Annotated in this window: 21 protein-coding genes; 18 read left to right on the plus strand and 3 right to left on the minus strand. The window is 54.5% G+C overall.

Translation table 11 applies throughout. From position 1 onward, the window contains the following. Positions 1 to 276: 276 nt before the first annotated feature. The 3 genes from PHF15_RS11645 to PHF15_RS11655 all read left to right on the plus strand — a co-directional run bounded on the left by PHF15_RS11645 (position 277) and on the right by PHF15_RS11655 (position 9,356). Positions 277 to 6,090, plus strand: a complete 5,814-nt coding sequence (locus tag PHF15_RS11645; protein ID WP_300121328.1) for a hypothetical protein — start codon at positions 277 to 279, stop codon at positions 6,088 to 6,090. Positions 6,091 to 7,725: 1,635 nt separating this feature from the next. After that, positions 7,726 to 8,028 carry a transcriptional regulator gene (locus tag PHF15_RS11650; protein ID WP_300121330.1) on the plus strand — a complete coding sequence of 101 codons (303 nt, stop codon included), beginning with the start codon at positions 7,726 to 7,728 and terminating at the stop codon, positions 8,026 to 8,028. Beyond that, a complete protein-coding gene (locus tag PHF15_RS11655; RefSeq protein WP_300121332.1) occupies positions 8,025 to 9,356 on the plus strand; it encodes a HipA domain-containing protein in 1,332 nt (443 codons plus the stop codon). The genes PHF15_RS11650 and PHF15_RS11655 overlap by 4 nt, the downstream gene beginning before the upstream one ends. Before the next feature lie 99 nt (positions 9,357 to 9,455). Here the strand turns inward: PHF15_RS11655 and PHF15_RS11660 are convergent, their stop codons facing one another. Continuing rightward, the gene (locus PHF15_RS11660) at positions 9,456 to 10,292 is read right to left on the minus strand and encodes a plasmid replication/partition related protein (protein WP_300121334.1); all 837 of its coding nucleotides are present in this window, start codon (positions 10,290 to 10,292) and stop codon (positions 9,456 to 9,458) included. 194 nt (positions 10,293 to 10,486) lie between these two features. Between PHF15_RS11660 and PHF15_RS11665 the strand changes: the two genes are divergently transcribed. The 3 genes from PHF15_RS11665 (at position 10,487) to PHF15_RS11675 (ending at position 12,077) form a co-directional block, all read left to right on the plus strand. Then, positions 10,487 to 10,861: a histone protein gene (locus PHF15_RS11665; RefSeq protein ID WP_300121336.1), complete on the plus strand. Its 375-nt coding sequence runs from the start codon at positions 10,487 to 10,489 to the stop codon at positions 10,859 to 10,861. A 176-nt stretch (positions 10,862 to 11,037) separates the two neighbouring features. After that, positions 11,038 to 11,862, plus strand: coding sequence for an alpha/beta hydrolase (locus PHF15_RS11670; protein WP_300121338.1), 825 nt, complete (start codon positions 11,038 to 11,040; stop codon positions 11,860 to 11,862). Positions 11,863 to 11,897: 35 nt separating this feature from the next. Beyond that, on the plus strand, positions 11,898 to 12,077 hold the full coding sequence (locus PHF15_RS11675) for a hypothetical protein (protein ID WP_300121339.1): 180 nt from the start codon (positions 11,898 to 11,900) through the stop codon (positions 12,075 to 12,077). 567 nt (positions 12,078 to 12,644) lie between these two features. On the opposite strand, the gene PHF15_RS11680 is transcribed toward PHF15_RS11675, so the two are convergent. Beyond that, on the minus strand, positions 12,645 to 13,145 hold the full coding sequence (locus tag PHF15_RS11680; RefSeq protein ID WP_300121340.1) for a hypothetical protein: 501 nt from the start codon (positions 13,143 to 13,145) through the stop codon (positions 12,645 to 12,647). Positions 13,146 to 13,635: 490 nt separating this feature from the next. On the opposite strand from PHF15_RS11680, the gene PHF15_RS11685 reads away from it, so the two are divergent. After that, positions 13,636 to 13,926 (plus strand): hypothetical protein, encoded by a 291-nt coding sequence (locus PHF15_RS11685; protein ID WP_300121341.1) that lies wholly within the window; start codon positions 13,636 to 13,638, stop codon positions 13,924 to 13,926. Positions 13,927 to 14,340: 414 nt separating this feature from the next. Beyond that, positions 14,341 to 15,495: an acyl-CoA dehydrogenase family protein gene (locus tag PHF15_RS11690; protein WP_300121343.1), complete on the plus strand. Its 1,155-nt coding sequence runs from the start codon at positions 14,341 to 14,343 to the stop codon at positions 15,493 to 15,495. Between the two features lie 166 nt (positions 15,496 to 15,661). Here the strand turns inward: PHF15_RS11690 and PHF15_RS11695 are convergent, their stop codons facing one another. After that, on the minus strand, positions 15,662 to 15,805 hold the full coding sequence (locus PHF15_RS11695; protein ID WP_300121344.1) for a hypothetical protein: 144 nt from the start codon (positions 15,803 to 15,805) through the stop codon (positions 15,662 to 15,664). A 200-nt stretch (positions 15,806 to 16,005) separates the two neighbouring features. Between PHF15_RS11695 and PHF15_RS11700 the strand changes: the two genes are divergently transcribed. The 10 genes from PHF15_RS11700 (at position 16,006) to PHF15_RS11745 (ending at position 24,942) form a co-directional block, all read left to right on the plus strand. Then, on the plus strand, positions 16,006 to 16,377 hold the full coding sequence (locus PHF15_RS11700; protein ID WP_300121346.1) for a DUF4372 domain-containing protein: 372 nt from the start codon (positions 16,006 to 16,008) through the stop codon (positions 16,375 to 16,377). 326 nt (positions 16,378 to 16,703) lie between these two features. Then, positions 16,704 to 17,129 (plus strand): OB-fold domain-containing protein, encoded by a 426-nt coding sequence (locus PHF15_RS11705; protein ID WP_300121348.1) that lies wholly within the window; start codon positions 16,704 to 16,706, stop codon positions 17,127 to 17,129. 37 nt (positions 17,130 to 17,166) lie between these two features. Further along, on the plus strand, positions 17,167 to 18,333 hold the full coding sequence (locus tag PHF15_RS11710) for a thiolase family protein (protein WP_300121349.1): 1,167 nt from the start codon (positions 17,167 to 17,169) through the stop codon (positions 18,331 to 18,333). Between the two features lie 111 nt (positions 18,334 to 18,444). Next, positions 18,445 to 18,609, plus strand: a complete 165-nt coding sequence (locus PHF15_RS11715) for a helix-turn-helix domain-containing protein (RefSeq protein WP_300121351.1) — start codon at positions 18,445 to 18,447, stop codon at positions 18,607 to 18,609. 316 nt (positions 18,610 to 18,925) lie between these two features. After that, positions 18,926 to 19,306, plus strand: a complete 381-nt coding sequence (gene panD, locus PHF15_RS11720; RefSeq protein ID WP_300121353.1) for an aspartate 1-decarboxylase — start codon at positions 18,926 to 18,928, stop codon at positions 19,304 to 19,306. Further along, positions 19,303 to 20,709, plus strand: a complete 1,407-nt coding sequence (bioA, locus tag PHF15_RS11725; RefSeq protein ID WP_300121355.1) for an adenosylmethionine--8-amino-7-oxononanoate transaminase — start codon at positions 19,303 to 19,305, stop codon at positions 20,707 to 20,709. The genes panD and bioA overlap by 4 nt, the downstream gene beginning before the upstream one ends. Further along, a complete protein-coding gene (gene bioF / locus PHF15_RS11730) occupies positions 20,675 to 21,904 on the plus strand; it encodes an 8-amino-7-oxononanoate synthase (RefSeq protein ID WP_300121356.1) in 1,230 nt (409 codons plus the stop codon). The genes bioA and bioF overlap by 35 nt, the downstream gene beginning before the upstream one ends. Next, entirely contained in the window at positions 21,901 to 22,650 is a 750-nt protein-coding gene (bioD, locus tag PHF15_RS11735) for a dethiobiotin synthase (RefSeq protein ID WP_300121358.1), read from the plus strand. The genes bioF and bioD overlap by 4 nt, the downstream gene beginning before the upstream one ends. A gap of 1 nt (position 22,651) precedes the next feature. After that, positions 22,652 to 23,689: a biotin synthase BioB gene (bioB, locus tag PHF15_RS11740; protein ID WP_300121359.1), complete on the plus strand. Its 1,038-nt coding sequence runs from the start codon at positions 22,652 to 22,654 to the stop codon at positions 23,687 to 23,689. Beyond that, positions 23,689 to 24,942 carry a cytochrome P450 gene (locus tag PHF15_RS11745; RefSeq protein WP_300121360.1) on the plus strand — a complete coding sequence of 418 codons (1,254 nt, stop codon included), beginning with the start codon at positions 23,689 to 23,691 and terminating at the stop codon, positions 24,940 to 24,942. The genes bioB and PHF15_RS11745 overlap by 1 nt, the downstream gene beginning before the upstream one ends. Positions 24,943 to 24,979 lie beyond the last annotated feature (37 nt).

The raw sequence follows: 24,979 nt of genomic DNA on the forward strand, positions 1-24,979 counted from the left end.
CTTGTTTTCAGGCCAACTGACACAACGACACCCGCGTCCCGCGACAGCCGAAAAGTCCACCGAGAGGTTTGCTCCATCATGTTTACGCAACAGGCAAAAAAAAGCCCACTTGGTGTGGGCTTTTATTCAAGCAGAATGCTTTAGTTTATTGGTTATGAGCCGGAACAGATTATAAACATATAAAATGTTTATAAATGGCTTTAGTGCATCTACATCTTGTTTTTTAAGCCAAATTGCTCTACGCTCGAACCTTATTTGTTTGACCAATGAGCCCACTTGAACTCTCGCGACCACTCTCCACCTGAATTGGCACTCGCTGAACTGGGCTTCATCCAAGCTGAATTAGCGACCAATGGGCTGCCTGAGGAGCTTCACGAGCTCTGTAATTGGGCCACAAATGTCGGTGTAGAAAGCTCACTTTTTCTTGTCCTGGATGCGAGTGGGTGCACGAGTCACCCCAAGTACATTGGTACTGTTCTGGCCTATCTCACACAAGCTTCGACAAAAACGAATATTAAGAATTGGCAGCACGATTTGCCATTTTTAGAGGAACTTGTATCTCTGATTGATTCCTGCTTAAGTTCGCCATTCATTTTCGAAAAGTATCCTGCCATGCCGGTGGCACGGTCAGTCATCGCTGAGATGAAAGGCAGGGATTTGCTTAACCTGCCCCTCATTGCACTGATAGCTCGGCCCATTCAGGATCTTCCACCGAACGATAAAGAATGGATAGAAAACCTAAGGGATTGGTGCTTCATCCACTTTTTGAATGCCATTTACAGCGAAACCGAGCCCAACCCCTATTTGATTGACGTGACAAACAAACTGCGGCTTGGCGTCGACAAGGATCCGGACTGGCTGCATTTATTTACGCTTCTGAATGGACCGAGTTCTTCTTTTCACGAACTCACCCGGTATCTTGAGACCACAGCAAATTGTCTTCAGAACAATACAACCCAGCCGATGAAGCGACCCAGTCATACCAAATTACTGGAGACGTTGCGCAATTTTTGTCAGGGCAAGGCACCAAACACCGGCGTCAATTCAGTTCATTCGCTGGACAGAAGTCTTTTCAGACGCTACATCGAACTTCCAGCCATACATCGCCGCCCAACTTACCAGCGTCTTTCTGTATTTCCAAAACATGAAGCTCAGGACAATTTGGAGGCCGAAAACCTGGGGATCGAGTGTTTCGATGTGGACGACTTGGATGAAGAAGTTGCCCACGTGGTTGGGGTGGACGATGGCGACACGCCAGCAAGCCAGGAAATCAAGGTCAGACAAGTCCTTCTCTCTTCCATTGAGGACTACCAGTTTCTTCCATTCAGTTGGAATCGTCCTAGCCAGTACGAACGGCAATCACTTGGTGCTTGGCTTGACCAGGCATGGAGTAATCAGGATTTAGCAAAGACAAAGTTGGCAACGCTGCTTTTTGCAGCAATTCAGACCGGAAATTCTCTGCGCACCGCCTTGGCCATCCCTCTGACAAATGCCAACTCAGAAGACTGGTGCATTGACATAGAGGGCGGCTATCTCCATCGGCGCCCTCCTCGTCGCCACGCCGGTTGGCGCTCAACCCCGATAACCGATGCCTGGGTCGAACCAAGAGTTGCACAGTTGCGAATTGCGTTTCCAGCTGCCGCAGCCGCAGCCCTTGCCCGACTTCATCAAAAGTCGCCCAAGGCCACCTCGCTGATGGAACTTTGGCTCGCAGAGCGTCCTCCTGAACAGCAGTTTCATCAAATCTGCAGCAGTATCCCTTCGCTGCAACGCGTCACCTCCGGCATGCTTGCCTATTGGCTTGAACAAAGTTCCTATGAAAAAACGGCCGATCCGGTCCTCAGTCAATTGCTTGCCAGCCGGTCAATTTCAGGGCTGCCTGGTTCATGCGCTTACTCTAGTTACACCTTGGGCAAGGTTCGATCTGCCATTGAGGTCATCGTAGCGGCGCCCACCCTAATTGACAGCGGGCATGACAACCTCAATGCCGCCGGCAGTGAACTCTGTCCAATTGAATCCCTCATTCGAGAAGCTTGCGCTGATGCCTTGAAATCGGTCAACGCGTTGGCGGTAGATCCGCAACAATGGCCAGGTCACCATAACGCCCTGACCGCATATTGCGTGCTCGTTCTGCTCGCCGCGGTGGGCGGACGCCCGATCACCTCGCCCCATGAGTCCATTCGACATTTCGACTTCAGATCTCTGCATATTTATATAGAGGATAAAGTATCCAGCGGTTTAACCCAAGGCAGGTTATTGCCACTGCCAGAATTCACCGCGGAGTTGATCAAACGACACTACTTGCCACATCTTGAGCGACTGGCGCAGCTTATTGGTGCCTGCGATCCTGCCATGAGCAAGGAAATTGCACTTTTGGCAAGCGGACAACCCAGCCGCAAACTGCCGCTTTTCTTTCTATTGGAAACCAAGCCAAGGCTAAGCTGGCTCGAAGTCTCGGAAAAATCACTGTCCGGGCTGAATCTTTTCAAATGGCCGCTGCCCTGGAATCTGATGCGCCACAGATTTCCAACCCAGCTCAAGCGAATGGGGGCAGATCACGAAGTCGTCAATGGGTTGACCGGCCACGCCGAGCAAGGAACCTCCACCTATGGACATTATTCGGCGCGCGTGTGGCAGGATGACGCCACCAATGTTAAGGATTTGCTCTGCGCCCTGCTCTCTCGATTGAATCTGAAATTCCCGCTCAAGCCCAACTGGCCAATCAGTCATGCCAGCAACGTTCTGCCAGCCAGCACCGCTTCAGCGATCTCCGAAAAAGATATCTTTGGACTCGAGGCGCGACGCAAACATCGCCAGCAGTCCCGCAGCAACACGATCCAGCAAGCGACCCTGGAAATCACACTGTTTGTTGATGGCAGGCCACTGGATAGTCTGTCATCGGACGATTGGGAGATGTTGAGCCGAGCCATGTTGCTTAAAGAAAAAAATCGGGAAGATCAGACCAAAACCCTACCTCACCACGACGGCAGTCTGCGCTACGACACCTTGCGGCATTGGATTACAACGAATTGGCAGGAGCAGGGAAGGAAGCCGCGCATCAAGAAGCGCTATCTGCCCTTGCTCGAGGAAGCGTCGCTTTTTACCGCTGCGTCGATCGGCGCTCATGCGCGACTGGAGATCGTGCTTTCTACCCTGCGAACCTCGTTTGAATCGCGACTGGCGCGCGCACCTTCACGACGTGAAGCCTTGGTGATGGGCCTTGTGCTATTGATGGCAGAGTCACGCGTCGCGGATATGACAGTGATCAATGATGTACTGAGGCGACAACATTTCCGGATTCAAAGTTTCAATGCGGCTTACTTCCTGGAACATGCACCCTCCCTTGATCGCCATCCGTCGTCACCGGTTCGCCGCTACAAAATCAGCGAGATGACGGCCGCCCTATTGGTAACAGCGCGTTCTGGTTCTTACAAGCTCACTATAGAAAAGCTAAGTTTGCCGCCATCACTGCGACCGCTGGTGGACATCCTTGGGCTTGACACAAACAGCGATATCAGCGCCCTCGGATTTGTCCAGAACCTGGCAATCACGGTGAATCAGGCCAACGCCCAACAATTTCCCGGCTTTGTCTCAGCCTATCTGAACGGTCAAATCGTCTCCGTTGGCCTCAAGCATTTGGACTGGATTCGGGTGCAAACAGGATATGCCGTGGAATTGCCCAAGCATGAGGTACGTGCATTGGTCGACGAAAGCAACGCCACATCTGAAGAGGACATCGATGCCAGCGACCTGCCGCAAGCCGATTCTTCAACTTATGCATTCATGGCGCGCGAGTTGGTCACAACCGTCGACATTCGGCCGGCACAAGCTGCGGCGGGGCCTATCACGGGCCGCAAGAAAAAACTCAAAAGCCCTGAGGCTGCGCCGGCCGCAACGACGAAATTGGTACGGACTTCCGAACAGGCCCAAGAGCAGAGTCATTGTTTCTTTCAGGCGCTGCGAGATGAACTGAACACCTTTGAAAAGGAAAAAAGCAGCCCTCGCCGCGATCTTGACAAGGCGCTTCGCCGCGTGATCCGCCACAACCCACAGGTGAGCCGGAGTTGCCGCTTGCTCGGTGAATGGATCCGGTCGCTCATTTGGCGCAAGCACAAGGGCAAACTACTTGCCATTTCGTCGCTTAGCCGGTATCTGAACGCACTTTCGGTCTGTTTTGAAGCCGTCGCTTGCGAACATGACTTACTCGACTGTGACGGCGACCAAGTCACCGCGTTCTACCAGGAAGTCATGGAAGCCAGGCTCGCCATTCGCCCCAATAGTCCCGGCGCGGGGGAAACATCGGATACATCGCAGAACAAGGGACAGCAACACTTGACCGATGACCCACAACGTGAACCGGAGGAGCAACCCGAGACATACAAGACGCGCCGGCTCGCACTGCAACTCCTGAGGGACTTTCATCGACTCATGAGTCGATTCATAGCCCTAGAAGATCCCGACTGGAGTGAAATTGACGCCGGTGATGACATTCTTTCAATTTCCCCCGGCGTGCTCCTTGAAAAAGAGTACCACTATGCACTTTCGTTGGCGGCGCCGCACCCGGATTCGGCCTCACGCGAAGACTTGGCGCGTGCCTTTATCCTGCTCGTTGGCATGCGCTTTGGCTTACGGGGAGCAGAAATTACCGGACTCATGCGCACTGACTGGCTCGATGCAGACAAGGGGGCCATTGTTGTATTGGTTCAAAAGAATAAATACCGCGATCTCAAGACACCGGCGGCCAGGCGCCAGGTGCCGTTGCTTTTTAAGTTGACCGATCTTGAGCAGCAAATCATTCAACGATTTTTCGGGCTTTGGGAAGGCATTTCAGGAAATGACCTTTCAATTCCGCTGTTTGTCAGCTCTACCGACAGCGACAGCATGCTTGACGAGAAGCTTTTGCGCTACCAATGCAGTCAATTCATCAAACAAGCGACGCACAACTCAGACCTGAGTCTGCATCATGCCAGACACACGTTCGCCAACAATGTCGCGCTGATGTTGCTGCAGGGTACAGGCGATATTTGGCCGCACCGGTCTTCAGAACCGGTGACAACCATTTGGTCCAGCCATGTGCGTCAATTGTTGCTCTGCACGGATGCGGTCAGCCGTCGTTCGCTGTGGGCATTGGCACGGCTCCTGGGACATGCCCATCCTCATACAACTGTCCGCAGCTACCTGCACTTTTTGCCGGAAATCTCGGACCAGTATGTGTGGAAGCAGTCTGCGCCCATTCCCAAGAACTGGCCGTCGCCATTTGCGGTGGCATCGCAGCTTCATGGTCTCTCCCCCGAGCCGGGTTACCTTGACCCGTCCACCATTCATATGGCGCCGCCACGAACGCCAGTACCATCACTTCAGGCTTCTCTGCGGTTTCTGTACCTTTTCCAGAATGGCACACCGCTACAGCGGGCAAGCTTTAACTTGGCAATTGACCCGGATTACGCCCAGGCGCTGGTTGACGTTGTCCAACTGGTCGACACCATCTTGGCTCGCCGTCCACATATCAATGCGCATAAGGCGGGTGCCTCAACTTTGTTGAGCCATATCCGCCCGGCGCGCTGGAACCTGTTTATTGCCAGGGCAGGATCAATCCAAACCCCCGAAAATCCAAGCGTCACCGCGCCGGAGCCACTCGAGTCGATTCTGAAGATGATCGGGCCTTCACGGCTAATACTGCTCTATCGTGAATTCAATTTCAAAATGTTCAGGAAATTTGTTGATATCTGGTCATTACCAGACACGTCTTTTTCCATCATCAGTCAACATAAACCACATCACAGATTGCAGGAATGGGCGACAAGCAGTGCCTTTTTCATAGAAGAGTACACATCAAGTCAACACAGGAAAACACTTCAAATCGATGTGGTTGAAGATGGTGATCCACCCGCACTGCAAAAATACCGATGTGCGGTATTGCCTATCTCGTCAAATGACTCCTTGATACAAGACTCGTACGAAATGCTACTCTTGATTTCCGCAACCATCGGCTGGCTAACACATATTGAAAGCAAATCCGGTTCTGGCACAGAATCTGGCACAGGTTCTGGCACAGGATCTGGCAATCTCATGATTGATTTGAAAACATAAACAGTTTGTCCGCGCACATCCTTTGTTTGATTTACCTCAATTTTGCAGTCACATTGAAGTCTGTTCCAACATTCTATTTTTTCCAGTTTTATTAAATTCTCTTTGACATGCTTTTCCAGAAAACCAATTTCAATATCACCGCCGCCACTCAAACTAAAAAATAATGATCGTTGTTTGTGGTCATTCATGAAGCCGCGACACTTTCCAACCAATTCTTCTTTATTGCCACTGAAATCGCTACGGTCAGGCTTACCGCCGAGTTTTCCATGCAGTTTGCATACAATGCTGTCATCAATGGCAATGACGACGGGCTTCTTTAATGGATGCCCACCAACTTGACATAAGGTCTCGAATTTCACAGACCGGACGGCCTCCGCCTCTTCAATGCTGAGTCCATCGAAATTGAGGGGTAGCGTCTTGTCATCGTCCTTTCTCTTCAAGGCGTTCAAGACATTGATGCCGATTGATTTTGCACGGTTCAAATTCGATTCAAATTCGTTCTCATTCATACCTGTCGAATCCACAAACAAGGTCAGAATTGGATTCCATGTTTTATTTTCTTTGTGTGGGACCACTGATTCCACGCTTTTGATCACATTATCAGGAAATATATTTGCCCTCATGATCACCCTTTGAATAACATTTGCCAATAAAAGCAATTCTTTCCATTGAAGCATATCAAGGGCGCCAGAGACTTTAAAACCGCCTGAATCGGTCGGTTCAATAATGATGGCAAGTTCCAGAAACTGAATAATATCAAATAGCTTTCTGCTAGATGGATATCTAGCCAGAATTGATCCATCGACATCTTGAGAAGCTTGCAATTCGAAAATTGCCGGATCTAGAAGCGTCTCTGCAACAGCATCAGCATCAGCAAGTTCGTATTTTTGAGAGTTGAAATTTTCCATACGCGCCCTCTATATTTAAAATGGCAAACTTTGCGATGTGCAGTTTGTTGACCATCAATATATCCAACACGAACTTTTATTTCTAGTCAACACAACATATACAAATTGTCAAGTGCGCACTATATATTTCTTTTGGCAACGACCAATGATTTTATCGTAAGTTATTGATTTTATTAAATATATACAATTTCAAATGCCAATTTCGAGTAGCATTCAGACATCGGATTTGATATTTTGAAAGTTTTTGCCTTTATATTTAATTTGTAAGCAAATGTAAACATATTGAGCAACACCTGTAACCAGATGAGGAAATTGAGTCACTGGCGGGTCAATGTTGGGATGAAGGTGACATTTTTTGATTTTCTGCCCTGCCCAACACGGATTCACCAAGTAGCCGGAATCGGTGGTCTTCGCGGGCACGATGCACGCCAGTGGTACGGGCACAGAGGTGAGGTTCGTTGGCCACGCTAAGCAACTTCGCTCTCTCAGTCTGAATCAAGACATCGCTGCGCGTTGGCGCACTGCCTATCGCATCAATAAAATCCATGCGAACGAATACATTTAGATCAAAGATGTCCACTGATCTTAAAATCCATGCGTTCGCGTGGTTTTGTTTGGATTTCTGGTCTGTCTTTACTTAATGTATGCAAATGCATATATTAAGTTGACAAGATGGTTGGGGTGGACGAAAATGTATTCGTTCGCATATAGTTAGAGAAATTTCACCATGCTTATCCCCATCACCACCGTCGCTGAACTTGGCATGCTTCTGCGTGCGACACGCAAGTCGCAAGGGGTTCGATTGGACGATGCCGCTGGCAGTGCAGGCGTGGGCCCCGTGTTCGCCGGTGAGGTCGAACGAGGCAAGGAAGCCGTACAACTCGGTCTGGTCCTCAAACTTCTGGAGGAAGTTGGCTTGCAACTCAAGGTCGACTTTCCCGAAAATGCCCTTCCAATGCTACGGCAACTGCAGGAAAAAGGCGTTCGCCCATTACCCCCTCGGCGCACCTCAAAAGGAGCGAAATCGTGATCTCCGCGCCTAGGATGCTCAACGTCTCCATCAATGACCGTCCAGTCGGCCAGTTGCGAGAACTCAACGACATCTGGACATTCGAATACGACGCGAGCTGGCTAGAAGACGCCAACGCGTTCAGCCTGTCAAATGGCTTACCCATGACCACGCCATTGCACACAGACGGCTCGTCTGTTCGTCCAGTACAGTGGTACTTCGATAACCTCCTGCCTGAAGAACTTTTGCGTGAGGTCCTGGCAAAGGAAGCCAAGATCGACCAATCTGATGCGTTCGGCCTGCTGAGTCACTTTGGCTCGGAGTCTGCGGGCTCGCTCGTGCTGCGCGAGCCTGCCGCGCCGATCGCGGAGCAAGGATTGAAGTCGCTGACGCTTGCCGACCTGCAGCTGCGCATCAAGAACCTGCCTCATGCCTCCTTGACCCAGGCCGCCCCCAAGCGGATGTCGCTCGCCGGCGCCCAGCACAAGATGGTCGTGGTGAGAGAGGGCAAAAAGCTCTTTGAACCCTTGCCAGGCACGCCCTCCACTCACATCCTCAAGCCCAACTCCCTGTCCCCGCATTACCCCTCATCGGTGATGAATGAGTTTTTCACCATGCGGCTGGCCGATGCGGTCGGTTTGACTGTGCCCGCTGTTGATCGTCTGTATGCACCCGCTCCCGTGTACCTCGTTGACCGATTCGACAGGACCCGGGCTGCAGATCAATCGATTCAGCGCATTCACATCATCGACACCTGCCAGTTGCTGAATAAATCTCGCGCATTCAAGTACCAACAAGCAAATTTGGACACCTTGGCTGAGGCCATCAAGATGTGCCGTGCCAAGACGGCCGCGCGGATTCAACTCTACCGCTGGCTGCTTTTCAATGTGCTGGTAGGCAACGGCGACAACCATCTGAAAAACATCTCCTTTCGAGTGAACAGCGAAGGGGTTAGCCTGGCCCCTTTTTACGATTTGTTGAGCACGGCGGTCTATGCCACCCAGCTTTATGCGCAGCAAATACCGACTTGGCCACGCGTTGAGCTGGCGGTGTCGATCGAAGGCGCGAACTACTTCAATGACATCACCAGAGACAGACTACTCATGACTGGAGCGAGTTTGGGTTTGAACACCGGCACAGCGCTGCGGGAACTCGAAGCGATGGAGAAAAAACTCCCGGCTGCAGCGGATGTGCTCATTGAGAACATCATGCAAAAGTTCGAGGGACTGATACAAGAAAGTCCGGACCCTGAAGCAGTACGGGCGCTCCAGGGCGGCGAGGTGATGCTGCTTCGGTCTATTCGAAAAATCATTATCCGGGACATGCTGGAGCGGATAAAAAAGCATTGAATCTCACCCTGTAACTGCCTGCAAAACCTCCGTCTCCATCGGCCTCATGTACTCCATACTGATCTCGGCGGGCGCAGTTCCTGACTCCTCCTGAAGCCATCACCAGGGGACTTGTTTCTCAGTTGGTTGATTCTGCAATTCTGATAGCTGCCTGCGCAAGTCCTCGTTTTCAGCGGTGAGTTCTGCCACACGCTGCCGAAGCATATTGAGTTCATCGGGATCAGTCGCCGCTTGCGATGAACTGTCTTCGTCACGCGGTTTGCGCTTGGCGTCACGCACACGCTTGGCCGCTTGTTTCAATTCATCTTTGCCGGCAATGACTGCGGCCTTTTGCTCTTCTTCGGGCAGAGTGGCCACGGCCGCTGCCGCATTGAGTGAGATCGTTCCCGACTTGATGGCGGCGACCAGTTCGGGGGTCGCCTGCTTTTGAATTTTTTCAATCATCACGACCTGGTTGCTGCTCAGCCGCGCTGCCTTGGCGATGTCCTCCCTGCTGTTGAGGCGCTCGGGTGCTGGCTGGCTGTCCGCAATGCTGGGAGTGATGGCCGATGTCGGGACTTGCGAGTCAGTCTGGTCTGAGTCCGGGTTTGAAGCTGTATTCGAACTGGCACGCCTCTCGGAGAGGATTTCGCGTTTGCGAAGCGCCAGGACACCTCGCTGAAAATCTGACACGCTGCGCCGCCCCAGGTGCTGGTCGATCATCCACAGGTGAACGTCGCCCATTGATTTGAAAAACGTGTTCTGCACAGTCTGGAACGGTAATCCGTGTTTTTGACAGATTCCGTATCGGTTGTGACCGTCCACCAGCACATCGCCCCACAGGACCAGGGCATCACGACAGCCCTCCGCCAGAAGGCTGCGTTCCAGGGCTTCATGTTCATCGGACGTCAACGGATCGATGTAAGCTTTGAGTTCTTCGTTAACGGTGATATTCATTGGCGCGTGATCCAGGCAGCAGAAAAAGAGGCCGGATTGTAGGTGTGCTCAAGAGGCATCTTGAGACGCTGGCCACCAGATCGAATGGCTTCAAGGCTGTGACTTCAAGGCTTATTGGGGAAATGAGAAATATTGATGACAATATGTAACTGGCGAAAATTCAGAGCCAGTTAACAACCAAGAAAGAATTGATCATGGCAACAGCAAAAAAGGCGGCTCCCAAGGCTGCAGCAACTCCCAAGAAAACAGCGACCCCAGTGCAAGTTTCCAAGCCAGCGGCAAAGGCACCTGCAAAGAAGGCAGCCGTCTCCAAGACCGCTAAAGCGATTGCCAAGATCACCGCAAGCATTGCCAAATTGACCGAGCGCAAAGACAAGATTGCGGCAGAAATCAAAGCCCTGCGTGATCAGCGTTTGGCTCTGAAGGCGACTCCAGCTCCTGCTGCCGCGGCACCTGCGACCCCAAAGGCAAAGGTGGCTCCGAAAGCACCGGCCAAAGCTGCTGCTCCGGCGAAAGCTGCTGCCACCCCTCCCGCAAAAGCAAGCAAGGCTGTTGTCAAGAAGAAGTAAAGACAGGCAATGGTTGGTGATGTGAAATTGCCCAAAGGGCAAAGACGCACCGATCAGAGCCCATGCCAGTGAGCGCAGGATGGTCGTGACTCACTGGCCATCCTGCGTTATTTTCAACAGGAAGACCGTCGATGTCCCATTGCGCTTCATTCACTGAACACATCACCGTGCGAGGCTTGCGCTACGGCATCCGGCACTGGGGCGACCCCAAGGCGCCCATCGTGTTTTTTCTGCACGGCTGGATGGACTCGTCGGCGACCTTCCAGTTTGTCGTGGATGCGCTGAAGACGTCCTGGCATGTCATTGCCCCCGATTGGCGTGGTTATGGGCAATCTCAGTGGCTATCGCGTCCGTACTGGTTTCCTGACTACTACGCTGACCTGCACTGCATCCTGGCGCATTACTCCCCAAGCCCGGTGCGGCTGGTCGGACACAGCATGGGGGCCAATATTGCCAGTAACTACGCTGGGCTAAGACCGGAGCGCGTGTCCCAACTGGTGATGATGGATTTTCTGGGGCTGGCATTGCCCGGTAATACCGATGGTTCCAAGCAACTCAATCAATGGCTTACCGCATTGGAAGCCACACCTGAGATGAGGGGTTACCAGGGTCATGAGGCATTGGCTCGTCGACTGTTGTCTGTCAACCATCGACTGACCGCGAATCGTGCCGAATTCTTGTCCCGGTCGGTGAGCTATGTAAGACCGGATGGCCTGGTGGCCATGGCTTGTGATCCCTGGCACAAAATTCCATCACCCACGCTTTACCGGGTCGAGGACTCCATGGCCAGTTGGCAGCGCATCACGGCCACGGTATTGATGCTCATGGCTGATCAAGGTTATGTTCATCAGCGTTTTGCAAGCCGACCTGATGAATTGCAACGACGCCTGGACTGCTTTAAAAACCGCTCTGTTGTGACCATTTCTGATGCGGGTCACAACATTCAGCACGATCAGCCTGAGCAGGTAGCTGCTGCACTCGATCAATTTTTGAAGAGTTGAAACTTGTCAATCCAGCCAAGAATGAGTTTTTCAACATGCGACTGGCCGACGCGGTAGGTTTGACGGCACCCGCTGTTGCTCGTCGGCATGCACTTGCTCTCGTGTACCTGTTTGCCCGGTTTGACCACATTCAGCCTTACAACCTCCAGAAAAACGCCTATGTCGAGAGATTCAACTGGACAGTTCACTACGGGTTGCTTTCGCAAAATCGCTAGGAGTCTGGGCGGCAGAAGGATTTGAAAATCGGACTGAAAATTTCGACCACTCAGAACGGCTCAGGCTGCATTATTTCGATGTAGCTAAGGGGTCAAGTACCCCTAAAAACACAGTTTATTGAATGTCTTTTCTTCTGCCGCCCAGACTCCTAGTCAAGTATTGATGAGGTTCAGGATCACGCCACCCAATTGGCCTGGTCCTACGATCATGATCGCTCTCACATGGCCAAGGGCGAGATAACCAAAAGCTGCGCTTACTCAAGGCTGAATAACCGACTACATCTGACACCGATAAACAATGGGGGTAATACTGCTACGTTCCACTTGGGCTTAAATCCCACCTCATTTGGCCGTAGCGCTGCCCTCGGCTAACCACGTTGGATTACAGTTAGTGCATTGCATTGGAGTGCCGAATCGCGTAATTCCAGACGTGGCGCGCGATAAATTCAGGGACGGTTTTAGCGGCTGCAATTACCGCTGCTCATGTCGGGACCTGTATTACAAGGCCGAATTGATTCGCCTAGTAACGAATAATAAGTTCACATCTGAACGCGGCGATTGCGCTGATCATGCTCCATTCGCATCCAAAATATGAAAGGTTGCACTGGCATGGCCGATGAGCTCGCCGCTACTCCAAAATGTGCAGGTTGATGTAGAGACTCCGCCAATTTCTTTATCGGTGTGACCGAAAGTGCTAGTCGAAAAACTCTCGCGGCTGTCGAACTGAATCGACTCGACGCGTGCCTCAACCCATTCCCCAATGTTGGCAAATGGCTCAACCTTCACCGAGACGCTCGTCGGAAATACTTTGAGCGCGGGATGGACCGATTGCGTCGTAGCATACATTAATGCGGAGGTGGCAATCACGGACAACATGCTTCCGTATAGACCGTTGATTCTTCCTTTGTACTTAATATCAACGTGAATACCAATGACAAACTTCCCGTCATCCCTAGCAACGTAGAACGGTCCCGTCAGGCCGTAAACATTATCCGTCGTAGGAATGGGCACGAAGCCGTCAGGAGGGAAAAGTGTATTCTCAGGCAAGTTGGACGGAATCGATGACATTATTGAATCATGGTAAAAGCATTCGTCGCCATTGATTGGATGGATGGGATTCTACGAATAATAAATGTCAGTTGAAGTCAGTGCGTCAATACAAAAAAGGTCACACCTTGTTTTCGACACCGTAGACACGTTCCCGTCTTGTTCAGAACGTCGACTCCATGACGCTGCGGGCGGCCAACGCTGCCAGCGCGACGCTCACGGACACGCTGCTGAGCGTGACCACCTGACCCTAGACCGTGGAGCTAGGCACCCATGATGCCCATCTAGGACATGGACATGCCGCGGGCGCGCACCCAGTCAGGCAGACCAACACGTGGGTACAGACGCTCAGTGTGTTGGCGGGGGTGTCCAATCGGCACCGGCACACGGCATGACCGGCGCGGCCACCCAGTTCGCTCTGGTGGTTCAAAGTTATGGCGAACCCATGCAGACAGTGGTCAGATCCAATCCATTTCACTTGGGCAATGACACGCTGTTTGAGAACTGAAGGATGATCGCCCGCCTGTCGAAAACAGTCGCCGCCATGGAGAAAAACCTGAGACAGGTGTACCAAATGATTGGCAATTTGATCGATTCGGAGCCGCCACACCCCGACATGATGACAGAACTGTCAGACCTCTCCCCTGGTGCGCCTGCTACAACGGACGATCCTCCTGTGGCGCAGAGCATTCTGGCCGCCACCGACGTCAAGATAAAAGGAAAATATTTTCTGGCGCCACGCCGGGATCGGTCTTGGCGACGCAATTACCCAAGAATGCAGCCAGATTGTTCAAGCACCTGAGGTACGTTTTAAAAACCAAAGACTTTGCACCCATCAACCAGACCGCTGTTGCCAAGGCAACCGGCATTCCAATGAGCTCAATAACGACGGCGTTCATACGCTTGGTGGCTGCAGGGTTCTTGCAGGCCAACAATTCTGGAACGTTCAATCAGGTCTAATGCGCCTATGAGGAAATACTGGTTCCAGAATATCCAAGCTGTCATTCAAAATGAATTGGGAAATCTATTTTTTTCGCCCGCACTTCAACTTCAGCAGTCGCTGCGACGATCATACCCAGTCCATGCAGATCTCGTCCAAACTTTACTGGAACGGGCTGGTGTTCTAAAAAATGGAAAACGCGCCAAAATGACATTCTTTTTGAACGTCTGCGCAAGTTCGACTTGATGAACACATCAAAAACCAACGAGGAATTCAATGGATTTTTCACTTAGCCCGGCGCTTGTCGAACTTCAAAGTCGCACACGACGATTCATTTCTGAAGAAATTATTCCGATGGAAAACGATCCCCGCCAGACCTCTCATGGACCAAGTGAATCGCTGCGCGCCGAGCTTGTCGCCAAGGCCCGCGTGGTCGGCCTGTTGACGCCCCACGCCTCGCGCGAATTTGGTGGACTCGGGCTGTCACACCTCGAGAAAGCCATCGTTTTCGAGGAGGCGGGTTACTCTACCCTAGGTCCATCTGCGCTCAATATTCATGCCCCTGACGAGGGCAACATTCACCTGATGGATGCGGTTGCCTCCGATGTACAGAAAGAGCGCTGGCTTCGCCCTCAGGTCCAGGGCCACACGCGGTCGTGCTTCGCCATGACCGAGCCGCCGCCGGGCGCCGGTGCAGACCCTTCGATGCTCAACACTACCGCTGTGCGCGATGGCGACGACTATGTGATCAATGGTGTAAAGTGGTTCATTACCGGCGCTGATGGCGCCAGTTACGTCATCATCATGGCGAAAATGGAAGACGGCACAGTGACAATGTTTCTGTCCGACATGAACCGTCCCGGCATTGAGCTGGTACGCAACATGGACGCAATGGATTCGTGTTTTACTGGCGGCCATGGCGTCCTCCGATTTAACAATCTGCGCGTACCCTCTGCGGATGTGTTGGGCGAGATTGGCATGGGCTTTCGCTATGCCCAGATCCGGTTGGCCCCGGCACGGCTGACACACTGCATGCGCTGGCTTGGACAAGCCCGGCGTGCCCATGATGTCGCGCTTGACTATGCGCGCAAGCGCCAAGCTTTCGGCGTGCGCTTGGGCGAGCACGAAGGCGTGGGGTTCATGTTAGCCGACAACGACATGGACATGATGACTGCACGTCTGCACATCTGGCACACCGCTTGGGTGCTGGATCAGGGTGGTAAGGCTAACTTTGAGTCCAGTCGTGCCAAAACCATTTGTTCCGAGGCAGAATGCCGGGTGGTCGACCGTGCCGTGCAGATCCTTGGGGGTCAAGGTGTGACGGGCGAGACCATCGTCATGCGCATTTACCAAGACATACGGGCCTTTCGCGTCTATGACGGTCCGAGCGAGGTGCATCGCTGGAGCATGGCTCGCAAGATTCTGGGGTAATGAATTGCGCCACCGACTGACACCTGACTGGGCCCAAGAATGAATGCACTACAAGTAATCGACCGCTTTCGGATCGAAGGGAAGATTGCCCTGATCACCAGGGTATCGATGAGAAAACATGCGAAACGCACACTCCGTGCCTAAGAAATCGACGAATTATCTCGATTCACACGACACTCGTCGAAATCGCAAAAAGCCAAGAAAAGAGCACTGTTAATGCAATGAGCAAAACATTTTCAGCAACGTCGATTTGATTTCCTGACTCGTCTAATTTTTCATAGACATGAGACCATTGATTAGGATCTTCCATAGAATTTCCACTCAATAAATTTAGCGACAACAACAAGTCCACCCCGATGAGAAGTTTAGAACCATAGCTTTTGGCCGATACCTGGTTTCAAACGTCCATATCAATGAATTTTATGACGACTTAGGGCACTTATGCATAGGACACATATCAGTATGTGTCCCAACGTTTGTACTTCAGGACGTCGTAAGTTAATGATCTCCATGTTGAATCCAGTGTTTGAGTCTGGTCTCGATTTGAACTTCGCCGAGAGTCAGACTTGTGTTTTTTTGCGGGTTTTCGCCCCAAACACCATGCATCAAGGCAAGCTAGTTTTTGCGCAAATCATGCGCCATCTACCATTGAGCACTTTTCTCCGCTTTGTTACCGATCACAATGGAAAACACAATGTCAAAGACTTCTCGTGTCTAGACCACTTCTTCACCATGGCATTCGCCCAATTGACCTACCAAGAATCGTTGCGCGACATCAAGCTCAATTTACGTGCCAAATCCCGACGGCTGTACCACATGGGCTTTCGCTATCAGACGATTTCGCGCAATAAGCTGGCAAATGTGAAAGCCTCACGTCCATAGCAAATCTATGCGGACTTCGCCTAGCACCTGATTGGATTGGCTCATCTCTTGTTCGCTACGGAGCCGTTCGGACTGAAGCTCAATGCGGCGGTCTAAGAGTTCGACGCCAGCAACATCGATCCATTCTGTCAGGACCAATTGATAGGTCTTCAACAGTTACTCTAGACCAAAGATTCTCGAACAACCGTCTTGATATGTACTACCTGATATGCAGCTGGAGTAGTACCTCGGCGTTAGTGCCCTCTTTAGAATTTCAACGAATCAGGTCAGACACGGTCTCCTAGGGGTCTAGTGCCTGTTTTTTTAGAAAAGCGAGGTGATGAGCTATGGCTATAAACGATCTAGTCAACCAGATCCCAGTTAGGGAAAAGCTTCTGAGTGCGCCTCTGACGCCTTTGAGTGAGGTCAGGTTATTGGGCAGCAAATGTTCCAGCTGCGGAGAGGTGAGTCTTGGTGAGGTATCGAGCTGTCAAAACTGCGCTGGCGAATCACTTACAACCGTCCCTCTGAGCGTGCGGGGAACACTTTGGACATTCACTGTAATTCGCAACAAGCCACCCGGCGATTTCAAGGGACAGGTTCCAATGGGTGAAGGACTGGTTGAATTGCCCGACGGCATTCGCGTCAAGTCGCCACTCGGCGGTGACGTCGAAAGATATCAGATCGGTATGGAACTCAAGTTTGTCGCCTATCCGCTCTACGTAAATGAAAACGGGCAAGAAGTCATCGCTTTCAGATTCGATCCTGTCTGATTTGACATGCCGACATCTATATTCATAAATCCACTAGATGGGACTGCAAATGAGTGATACGGAAATCGTGATTATTGGGGCTGGCATGCATCGCTTCGGAAGATTCCCCGATGAAACCTATGGAGAGATCGGACGGCACGCGGTGCGGGAAGCACTGAAAGATGCGGGTCTCGGCTGGAGCAGCATTGAGGCCGCTTACTGTTCGACCATGTACTTACCAGCGACGGCCGGCGCCCGGATCATGCGCCCATTAGGTGCCACCGGCATTCCAATCTGCGACGTGGAGGCGGCATGCGCCAGCGGCGGAGTTGCGATGAAGCAAGCCATCCAGGGATTGAAAGCCGGCGAATATGAGACCGCTCTTGTTCTCGGTGTCGAAAAGATGCCCCGCGGCTTCATGGACCCATTGATGCTGTACGAACGCTGGCAGGTTGAGATGGGCATGTCGACTAACCCGAGTTACTGGGCTATGAGGGCTAGGCGCCACATGCATGAATTCGGGACGACCGATTTGCACATCGCCAAGGTTGCGCACAAGAGTCACCGCAACAGCGTCAACAACCCATATGCAATGTACCGCAAGGAATTCTCTCTGGAGGAAATCCAGAATTCACAACTAGTCTGCGATCCAATTCGGTTGTTGGAAATTTGTGCACCGAACGAAGGGGCAGCGGCTGTGATTCTGGCTACCCGTGAGAAGGCGAAGAAATTGGCCAGTAGGAAGCCAGTGACGGTTGCGGCCTGCACGCACACATTGACGCTCTACTCGGCGGACTTTAGGGTACCGTTAGACAGTGTAAGTGCGACCAAGACCAATCCTGGACCGACTGAACGGACTAGTGCTCTAGCTTACGAGAAGGCGGGTATCGGTCCGAAAGATATTAGCCTATTCGAAGTCCAAGACACAGATGCTTTCTGCGAGATTGAGATCTACGAGCAATTGGGGCTCTGCCCGGAAGGTGACGCTGGAAAGCTTATAGATGAAGGGATTACCGAGATCGACGGTAGGTACCCGGTCAACGTCAGTGGAGGTCTAGTGTGCAAAGGAGAACCGGTCGGTGCCTCGCATCTTGGCCAAGTAGTTGAACTCGTGTGGCAACTCAGACACGAGGCAGAAAAGCGCCAAGTACCAAATGCGCAGGTCGGACTTGCACATGTTTTGGGGGCGGGAGGGAATTGCGCAGTAACTATTCTAAAAGCCTAGTGTGGTGTTTGTTTCTTGATTGAACTGAGCAGAATTACCCGTCTCCAGTGTTCTACTTCTGTTTTCATTGGAGCAAATAATTGTGATTTGCCCTGGCAATAGAGTTGGCTGATGAATCAGAAATTCGAGCTCACGAGATTAGCCAGCTCCAAGTTCGACAGCAACAGGATGGCTCTGCGCGCACAGATCGTATTGCTGGCCGCTCAGGGCCTGCAGAGCGAAGACATCGGCGAGCAACTTGGCTTCGGGCGCGTGCAGGTTACGCGTTGGCGCTAACGTTAACTGGATTGCGGCTTGCAAGGCATAGAGAGCGACCGGTCGTGCGGCGCCCCGTCGGTAAAGATTGACGTGGCCCAACTGGTGGCATTTGCCACCCAAACCACGCCAGACGCCGCCACGCACTGGAGCGCGCGAAATATGGCATTGATGATTAAGGGTAGCCCCAGCAACGTGATAAGGCATTGGCAGATGCATGCCATCAAGCCACACATCGTAGGTGAATCGTGACATCTTGCAGAATGTTATTCTTGCAAATTCAAAGTTAAGTTCTAAGAAGAATGGAACACTGCATTACGCAAACATTGGAGTAATTTTGTTTCGCACCTTGCTCAAATCCAAAATCCACCGTGTGGCCGTAACCCAGTGCGAACTGCATTACGAAGGCTCATGCGCCATCGACGAAGACCTGCTGGATGCAGCCAATCTGGTCGAGAATGAACAGATTCACATCTGGAACATCAACAACGGCGAGCGCTTCATCACTTATGCCATCAAGGGTGAACGGGGCTCCGGCATGATTTCTGTGAACGGATCGGCCGCACGCCGCGCCTCGGTGGGCGATCTGATCATCATCGCCGCCTTTGCACAGGTGGATGACAAGGAAGTGGCCAACCACCAGCCCAATCTGGTGTTTGTCGACGATAAAAACAAGCAAACCGAGTTGCGCCACAAGGTGCCAACCCAGCACCTGTGAAGATAAGCGCCCATGGCCTTGCCACTGGCTCGCTAGCCCAGCGCAGCCTGGCTGCTGTTTGGCATCCCTGCACACAAATGCAGCGCGCCGCCCAGGTGCCGCCGCTGGCCGTGGTGCGCGGTGAAGGGCCATGGCTATTCGACGACACAGGTCAGCGTTACTTTGACACCAGCAGCTCCTGGTGGGTCAACCTGTTCGGCCATGCCGATGCCCGCATCAACGCCGCCCTCAAAGACCAGCTTGAAACCTTGCCTCATGTGATGCTGGCCGGTTGCACCCACGCGCCAGCGGTCGAATTGGCGGAACGCCTCTCGGCCCTGACCGGCGGCACGCTGGGTCACTGCTTCTTTGCCAGTGATGGTGCCTCGGCGGTAGAGATTGCGCTCAAGATGAGTTTTCACCACTGGCGCAACCTGGGGCGCAGCGACAAACGCGAGTTCGTATGCCTGCGCAAGGGCTACCACGGCGAAACCCTGGGCGCGCTGGCGGTCACCGATGTGGCAGTGTTCCGCGACGCCTACGACCCGCTGCTGATGCGCGCGCACCAAGTGATGTCGCCCGATGCCCGCCAGGCCATGACAGGTGAATCTGCTGCCGATGTGGCCCGGCGCGCAACGGCTGAGCTGGAAGCTTTGCTGCAAGCGCGCCACGCACACATCGCCGCCCTCATTCTGGAACCTTTGGTGCAGGGTGCCACCGGCATGGCCTTTTACGACCCAGCCTACCTGCGCGCCGCACGCAAGCTGTGTGACCAGTTTGACGTGACGCTGATTGCCGATGAAATTGCGGTGGGCTGCGGGCGCACCGGCACCTTCTTTGCCTTCGAGCAGGCGGCGTTGCCGGGTGAACAGGCTATTTGGCCGGACCTGATCTGTTTGTCCAAAGGCATCAGTGGCGGCTACCTGCCACTTTCCCTGGTGCTGTCGCGTGACAGCATTTATGAAGCCTTTCTCGACGACGACGTGACGCGGGGGTTTTTGCATTCGCACTCCTACACCGGCAACGCGCTGGCCTGCCGCGCCGCGCTGGCGGTGCTCGATCGCTTTGCCCAAGAAGACGTCTTGCGTCACAACCGGGAGCAGGCGGCAACCCTGACCACGGCGCTTGCCCCCCTGGCGGCTGACCCACGCATCGAACACTTTCGCCAGCTCGGCATGATCTGGGCCTTTGACGTGCGCGAGCCCCTCATCGGCCCGCGCTTTGCCGAACGTTTCCACCTGGCCGGCCGGGCCTACGAACTGCTGATTCGCCCGATCGGGCGCACCGTCTATCTGATGCCACCCTACGTCCTGACTGAGGACCTGTCGCAATGGCTGGCCGAGCGTCTGCTGGCGACACTGAACTATGTTTTGAACCAAATTCCTCCTGATGTTGATCGCGCACCTGAACCACCAACTGCATGAGCGTGAGGCGCAGGGGCTCATACGCCAGCGCCGCATCACCGAGTCTCCCAGCGGACCGCACCAACGGGTCAGCCGGGATAACCAGCCCGCACGTGACTTGCTGGCTTTTTGCAGCAACGACTACCTGGGCCTGGCCAATCACCCGGTCTTGGTTCAGGCGCTGGCCGACGGTGCCCGGCAATTTGGTGCCGGCAGCGGCGCCTCACACCTGATCAACGGTCACTCACGCGCCCATGCCGCACTGGAAGACGAGCTTGCCGCTTGGTTGTCACCCTGCATCCCACAGGCTGGCGCATTGAGCTTTTGCACCGGCTACATGGCCAATCTGGCACTGCTCACCGCTTTGGGCGACAGCAATGCGACGATATTTGCGGACAAGCTCAACCACGCCTCACTGATTGACGGCGCGCTGTTGGCCAAGGCACCGATGCAACGTTATCCGCACGGCAACCTGGCGGTGTTGGCGCGTCAGTTGGAACACTGCACCACACCCATCAAACTGATCGTGACCGATGCCGTGTTCAGCATGGACGGCGATCTGGCCGACCTTCCCGCCTTGCTGGCACTGGCCGAACGTTTTGATGCCTGGCTGATCGTGGACGATGCCCATGGTTTCGGCGTGCTGGGCGCGCAGGGGCGGGGCAGTCTGTCACACTTCAATCTGCGCAGCAAGCGCCTGGTTTACATGGGCACACTGGGCAAGGCGGCGGGCTTGGGCGGCGCTTTTGTCGCCGCACACTCGACCATCATCGACTGGCTGGTCCAAACCGCACGGCCCTATATTTACACCACGGCTGCACCACCTGCCATCGCCCATGCACTGCGGGAGAGTTTGCACCTGATAGGCAGTGAAGAGGGAAATCAACGGCGCACGCAGCTCCAGCAACTGATCGCGCAACTGCGCATCGGGCTGACGACCCTGATCGAAGCCAACCCGACGCTTGGCTGGCAGCTGATGGCGTCCAGCACCGCCATCCAACCCCTCCTCGTCGGCGACAACGCGGCAGCCCTGGCGCTGGCCGCAGCACTTGATGCGCAAGACTTGTGGGTGCCCGCCATTCGCCCGCCCACCGTGCCCGTGGGCACAGCCCGCCTGCGCATCACGCTCAGTGCAGCCCACACGGCAGACGATGTGCAGCGACTGATCAAGGGCTTGACGCAGGCCGCCGCAAATTTAATCGGGGCCAAGGCATGAGGCCGAACACCGCGCTCAATGCTTGCTTCGTCACCGGCACCGACACCGAGGTGGGCAAAACCCGCATCAGCGCGGCCTTGCTGCATTGGCTCGCGCGCAACGGTTTTCTCAGCGCCGCATTCAAGCCGGTAGCCGCTGGCACCAGCTTGATCGACGGCCAGTGGGTCAATGAAGATGTGCGCGCCCTGCGTGAGGCCAGCGCGCTGACCCTTAGCGATGCCGAGGTGGGTCCGTTCCAGTTCGAGGCCGCATGCGCGCCGCACATTGCCGCGTCGCTCCAGCGCCGCACCATTGACCGCAACGCTATTCTGCGCTCAGCCCATGCACTGGCTGCCCGTGCCGACGTGCTGGTGGTGGAAGGCGTAGGCGGATTTTGCGTGCCACTGGGTGACGACTGGGACAGCGCCGATCTGGCGTGCGACCTCAAGTTGCCGGTGGTGCTGGTGGTCGGCTTGCGCCTGGGTTGCATCAACCATGCCTTGCTCACGGCCGAGGCTGTTCGCGCCCGTGGCCTTAGCTTGGCTGGCTGGGTCGGCAACAGCGTGAGCCCCGGCATGGCGTGGCTGGATAAAAATGTGACAACCCTGCGGCAACGCTTTCAAAAACAACACATTCCCTGCTGGGGATGCGTGCCGTGGTTGGCAGAGCCCACGCCGGCTGCTGTGGCAGCCCATCTTGATCAAGCCGCATTGCGTGCCTTTTTCTCGTCTGTTTCTCCCTCGTTGGTTTCTTCTTTGAAAACATAATATGACTACGATTACCTCCATTCCCGTCTCCTCCCTGCGTCCCGCTCCGGCACGGGCCACCACCCCGGCAACCCCTGCGCGCTGGAGCGTCGCGGAGATTGCCGCCTTGTACGAGCTGCCGTTCATGGATTTGCTGTTTCAAGCCCAGCAAGTGCACCGCGAGCACTTTGACGCCAACCAGGTGCAGTTGTCCACGCTGTTGTCGATCAAGACCGGCGGCTGCTCAGAGGACTGCGGCTACTGCCCGCAAGCGGCTACTGCCGAGAGTGGCATTGAAGCCAGCAAGCTGATGCCGCTGGCCGAGGTCATTGAAGCCGCCCAAGCCGCCAAAGACCAGGGTGCCACCCGCTTTTGCATGGGTGCGGCCTGGCGCAGCCCCAAAGAACGCGACATGGCGCGTGTGACCGAGATGGTGCGCGAAGTGCGCGCCCTGGGCCTGGAGACCTGCATGACGCTGGGCATGCTGGAAGCCGAGCAGGCGCGAGCACTCAAAGATGCCGGACTGGACTACTACAACCACAATCTGGACAGTGCGCCGGAGTTTTACGGCAGTATCATCAGCACCCGCACCTACCAGGACCGGCTCGACACCCTGGGTCATGTGCGCGCGGCGGGCATCAACGTGTGTTGTGGCGGCATTGTCGGCATGGGTGAAGCCCGTCTGGAGCGCGCCGGCCTGATCGCCCAGTTGGCCAACTTGACGCCCTACCCGGAGTCAGTCCCGATCAACAACCTGGTGCCGGTGGCTGGCACACCCTTGGCTGACACGCCCCCGCTGGATCCCTTTGAATTTGTGCGCACCATTGCCATAGCCCGTATCACCATGCCGCTCACCATGGTGCGCTTGTCGGCTGGGCGCGAGCAGATGGATGAAGCCCTGCAGGCCTTGTGTTTCCTGGCCGGTGCCAACTCGATCTTTTACGGCGACAAACTGCTGACCACCAGCAATCCTCAAGCTGATCTGGACCGCAAGCTGTTCACGCGCCTGGGCCTGAAGGCGCAGGGTGAACGCCCGACAAATCAGCCCCTGCCCTGCTGATGAATGCCGTACTCAAGCCGCAGTCCACGGCTTGCCCGCTGGTGAACGCGGCGTTTCTGGCCAACCCGTATCCCACCTATCAGGCGCTGCGGGAGGCTGGGCCAATCCACTGGAGCGACGAGTTCTTTGGCGGGGCCTGGCTGCTGACCGACCATGCCGATGTCGAGATGGTGTTGCGCGATCCCCGGTTTTCAGCGCAACGCACCGGTGCCTGGGTCAAGGATCGCGAAGAGTCCCCAGGCGAACTGGGCGAGTTTCAACGCCTGTTTGCCCGCGCCTTGCTGTTTCTGGACGCCCCGGATCACCCTCGCATCCGCAAGGTGCTGCAAGTGGGATTCAAGCCCAGCGTGATTCAAGAGCTGGAACCCTTCATCGCGCAAACCGTCACCCACCTGTTCGATCAGGCAGAGGCGGCTGACAGTTTTGACTTTATCGAGCAGGTAGCCCGGCCTTTGCCGGTGCATGTGATGACCCGGCTGATGGGTATCGAGCCCACGCGGCGAAGCAACTTTATGCTCTGGTCGGATGACCTGGCGGCTTTTATCGGCACACCGCTTCCCACGCGAGCGCAGGCACGTCGCGCGCAGGCCAGTCTGGTGGCGATGGGAGAATTCTTTGATGTCTTGCTGAAGCACAAGCGCCAAAAGCCGGGTGACGATCTGACCACCCGCCTGTTACAAGCCGAAGCGGCGGGCCAGATTCAAGGTGGACCTGAGCTGCTGGCGCAGTGCGCCATGTTGCTGTTTGCCGGGCACGAGACGACGCGCCATCTGCTGGGCAATGGCTTGCAAGCACTTCTGACGCACCCCGAACAATGGCGACGCTTGAAGCAGGAGCCGGCATTGCTGCCCAGCGCGGTTCGCGAGTTTTTGCGTTTTGACAGCCCGGTGCAATACACCGGGCGGCGCGTGGTAACCGACCTGGTGCTGCATGGTCAACTGCTGCGCCGGGGCGATCTGGTGCTGCCCTTGATAGGCGCGGCCAACCGGGATCCGGCCCGCTACACCAAGCCCGATGCGCTGGACATTGCGCGCAATGAGGGGGCATCCCTCGCCTTTGGCTCGGGGCCGCATGTCTGCATCGGTGCTGCCATCACCCGCATGGAGGCCGAAATGGTGTTTGGGCAATTGCTGCAACGCTGGCCCGACCTCCGTCTGCGCAACGCCGAGCCGCAATGGGGCACTAATCCGGCCTACCGGGGGCTGACAAGCTTGCCACTGCGCCAACCCTTGGCCATGCTGGCGACACATTAATCGAGCAAGGATTACCCGACGGCTCTGCCCCGCGTGG

It is taken from the genome of Rhodoferax sp. (assembly GCF_028689295.1).
Classification (GTDB): Bacteria; Pseudomonadota; Gammaproteobacteria; order Burkholderiales; family Burkholderiaceae_C; genus Rhodoferax.

Coding starts and splice junctions, on each gene's coding strand:
- PHF15_RS11650 (WP_300121330.1), top strand. CDS start 7,726: ATGCTTATCCCCATCACCACCGTCGCTGAACTTGGCATGCTTCTGCGT.
- PHF15_RS11660 (WP_300121334.1), bottom strand. CDS start 10,292: ATGAATATCACCGTTAACGAAGAACTCAAAGCTTACATCGATCCGTTG.
- PHF15_RS11665 (WP_300121336.1), top strand. CDS start 10,487: ATGGCAACAGCAAAAAAGGCGGCTCCCAAGGCTGCAGCAACTCCCAAG.
- PHF15_RS11675 (WP_300121339.1), top strand. CDS start 11,898: ATGCGACTGGCCGACGCGGTAGGTTTGACGGCACCCGCTGTTGCTCGT.
- PHF15_RS11680 (WP_300121340.1), bottom strand. CDS start 13,145: ATGTCATCGATTCCGTCCAACTTGCCTGAGAATACACTTTTCCCTCCT.
- PHF15_RS11685 (WP_300121341.1), top strand. CDS start 13,636: ATGATCGCCCGCCTGTCGAAAACAGTCGCCGCCATGGAGAAAAACCTG.
- PHF15_RS11690 (WP_300121343.1), top strand. CDS start 14,341: ATGGATTTTTCACTTAGCCCGGCGCTTGTCGAACTTCAAAGTCGCACA.
- PHF15_RS11695 (WP_300121344.1), bottom strand. CDS start 15,805: ATGGAAGATCCTAATCAATGGTCTCATGTCTATGAAAAATTAGACGAG.
- PHF15_RS11700 (WP_300121346.1), top strand. CDS start 16,006: ATGTTGAATCCAGTGTTTGAGTCTGGTCTCGATTTGAACTTCGCCGAG.
- PHF15_RS11705 (WP_300121348.1), top strand. CDS start 16,704: ATGGCTATAAACGATCTAGTCAACCAGATCCCAGTTAGGGAAAAGCTT.
- PHF15_RS11710 (WP_300121349.1), top strand. CDS start 17,167: ATGGGACTGCAAATGAGTGATACGGAAATCGTGATTATTGGGGCTGGC.
- PHF15_RS11715 (WP_300121351.1), top strand. CDS start 18,445: ATGAATCAGAAATTCGAGCTCACGAGATTAGCCAGCTCCAAGTTCGAC.
- bioF (WP_300121356.1), top strand. CDS start 20,675: ATGTTGATCGCGCACCTGAACCACCAACTGCATGAGCGTGAGGCGCAG.
- bioD (WP_300121358.1), top strand. CDS start 21,901: ATGAGGCCGAACACCGCGCTCAATGCTTGCTTCGTCACCGGCACCGAC.
- bioB (WP_300121359.1), top strand. CDS start 22,652: ATGACTACGATTACCTCCATTCCCGTCTCCTCCCTGCGTCCCGCTCCG.
- PHF15_RS11745 (WP_300121360.1), top strand. CDS start 23,689: ATGAATGCCGTACTCAAGCCGCAGTCCACGGCTTGCCCGCTGGTGAAC.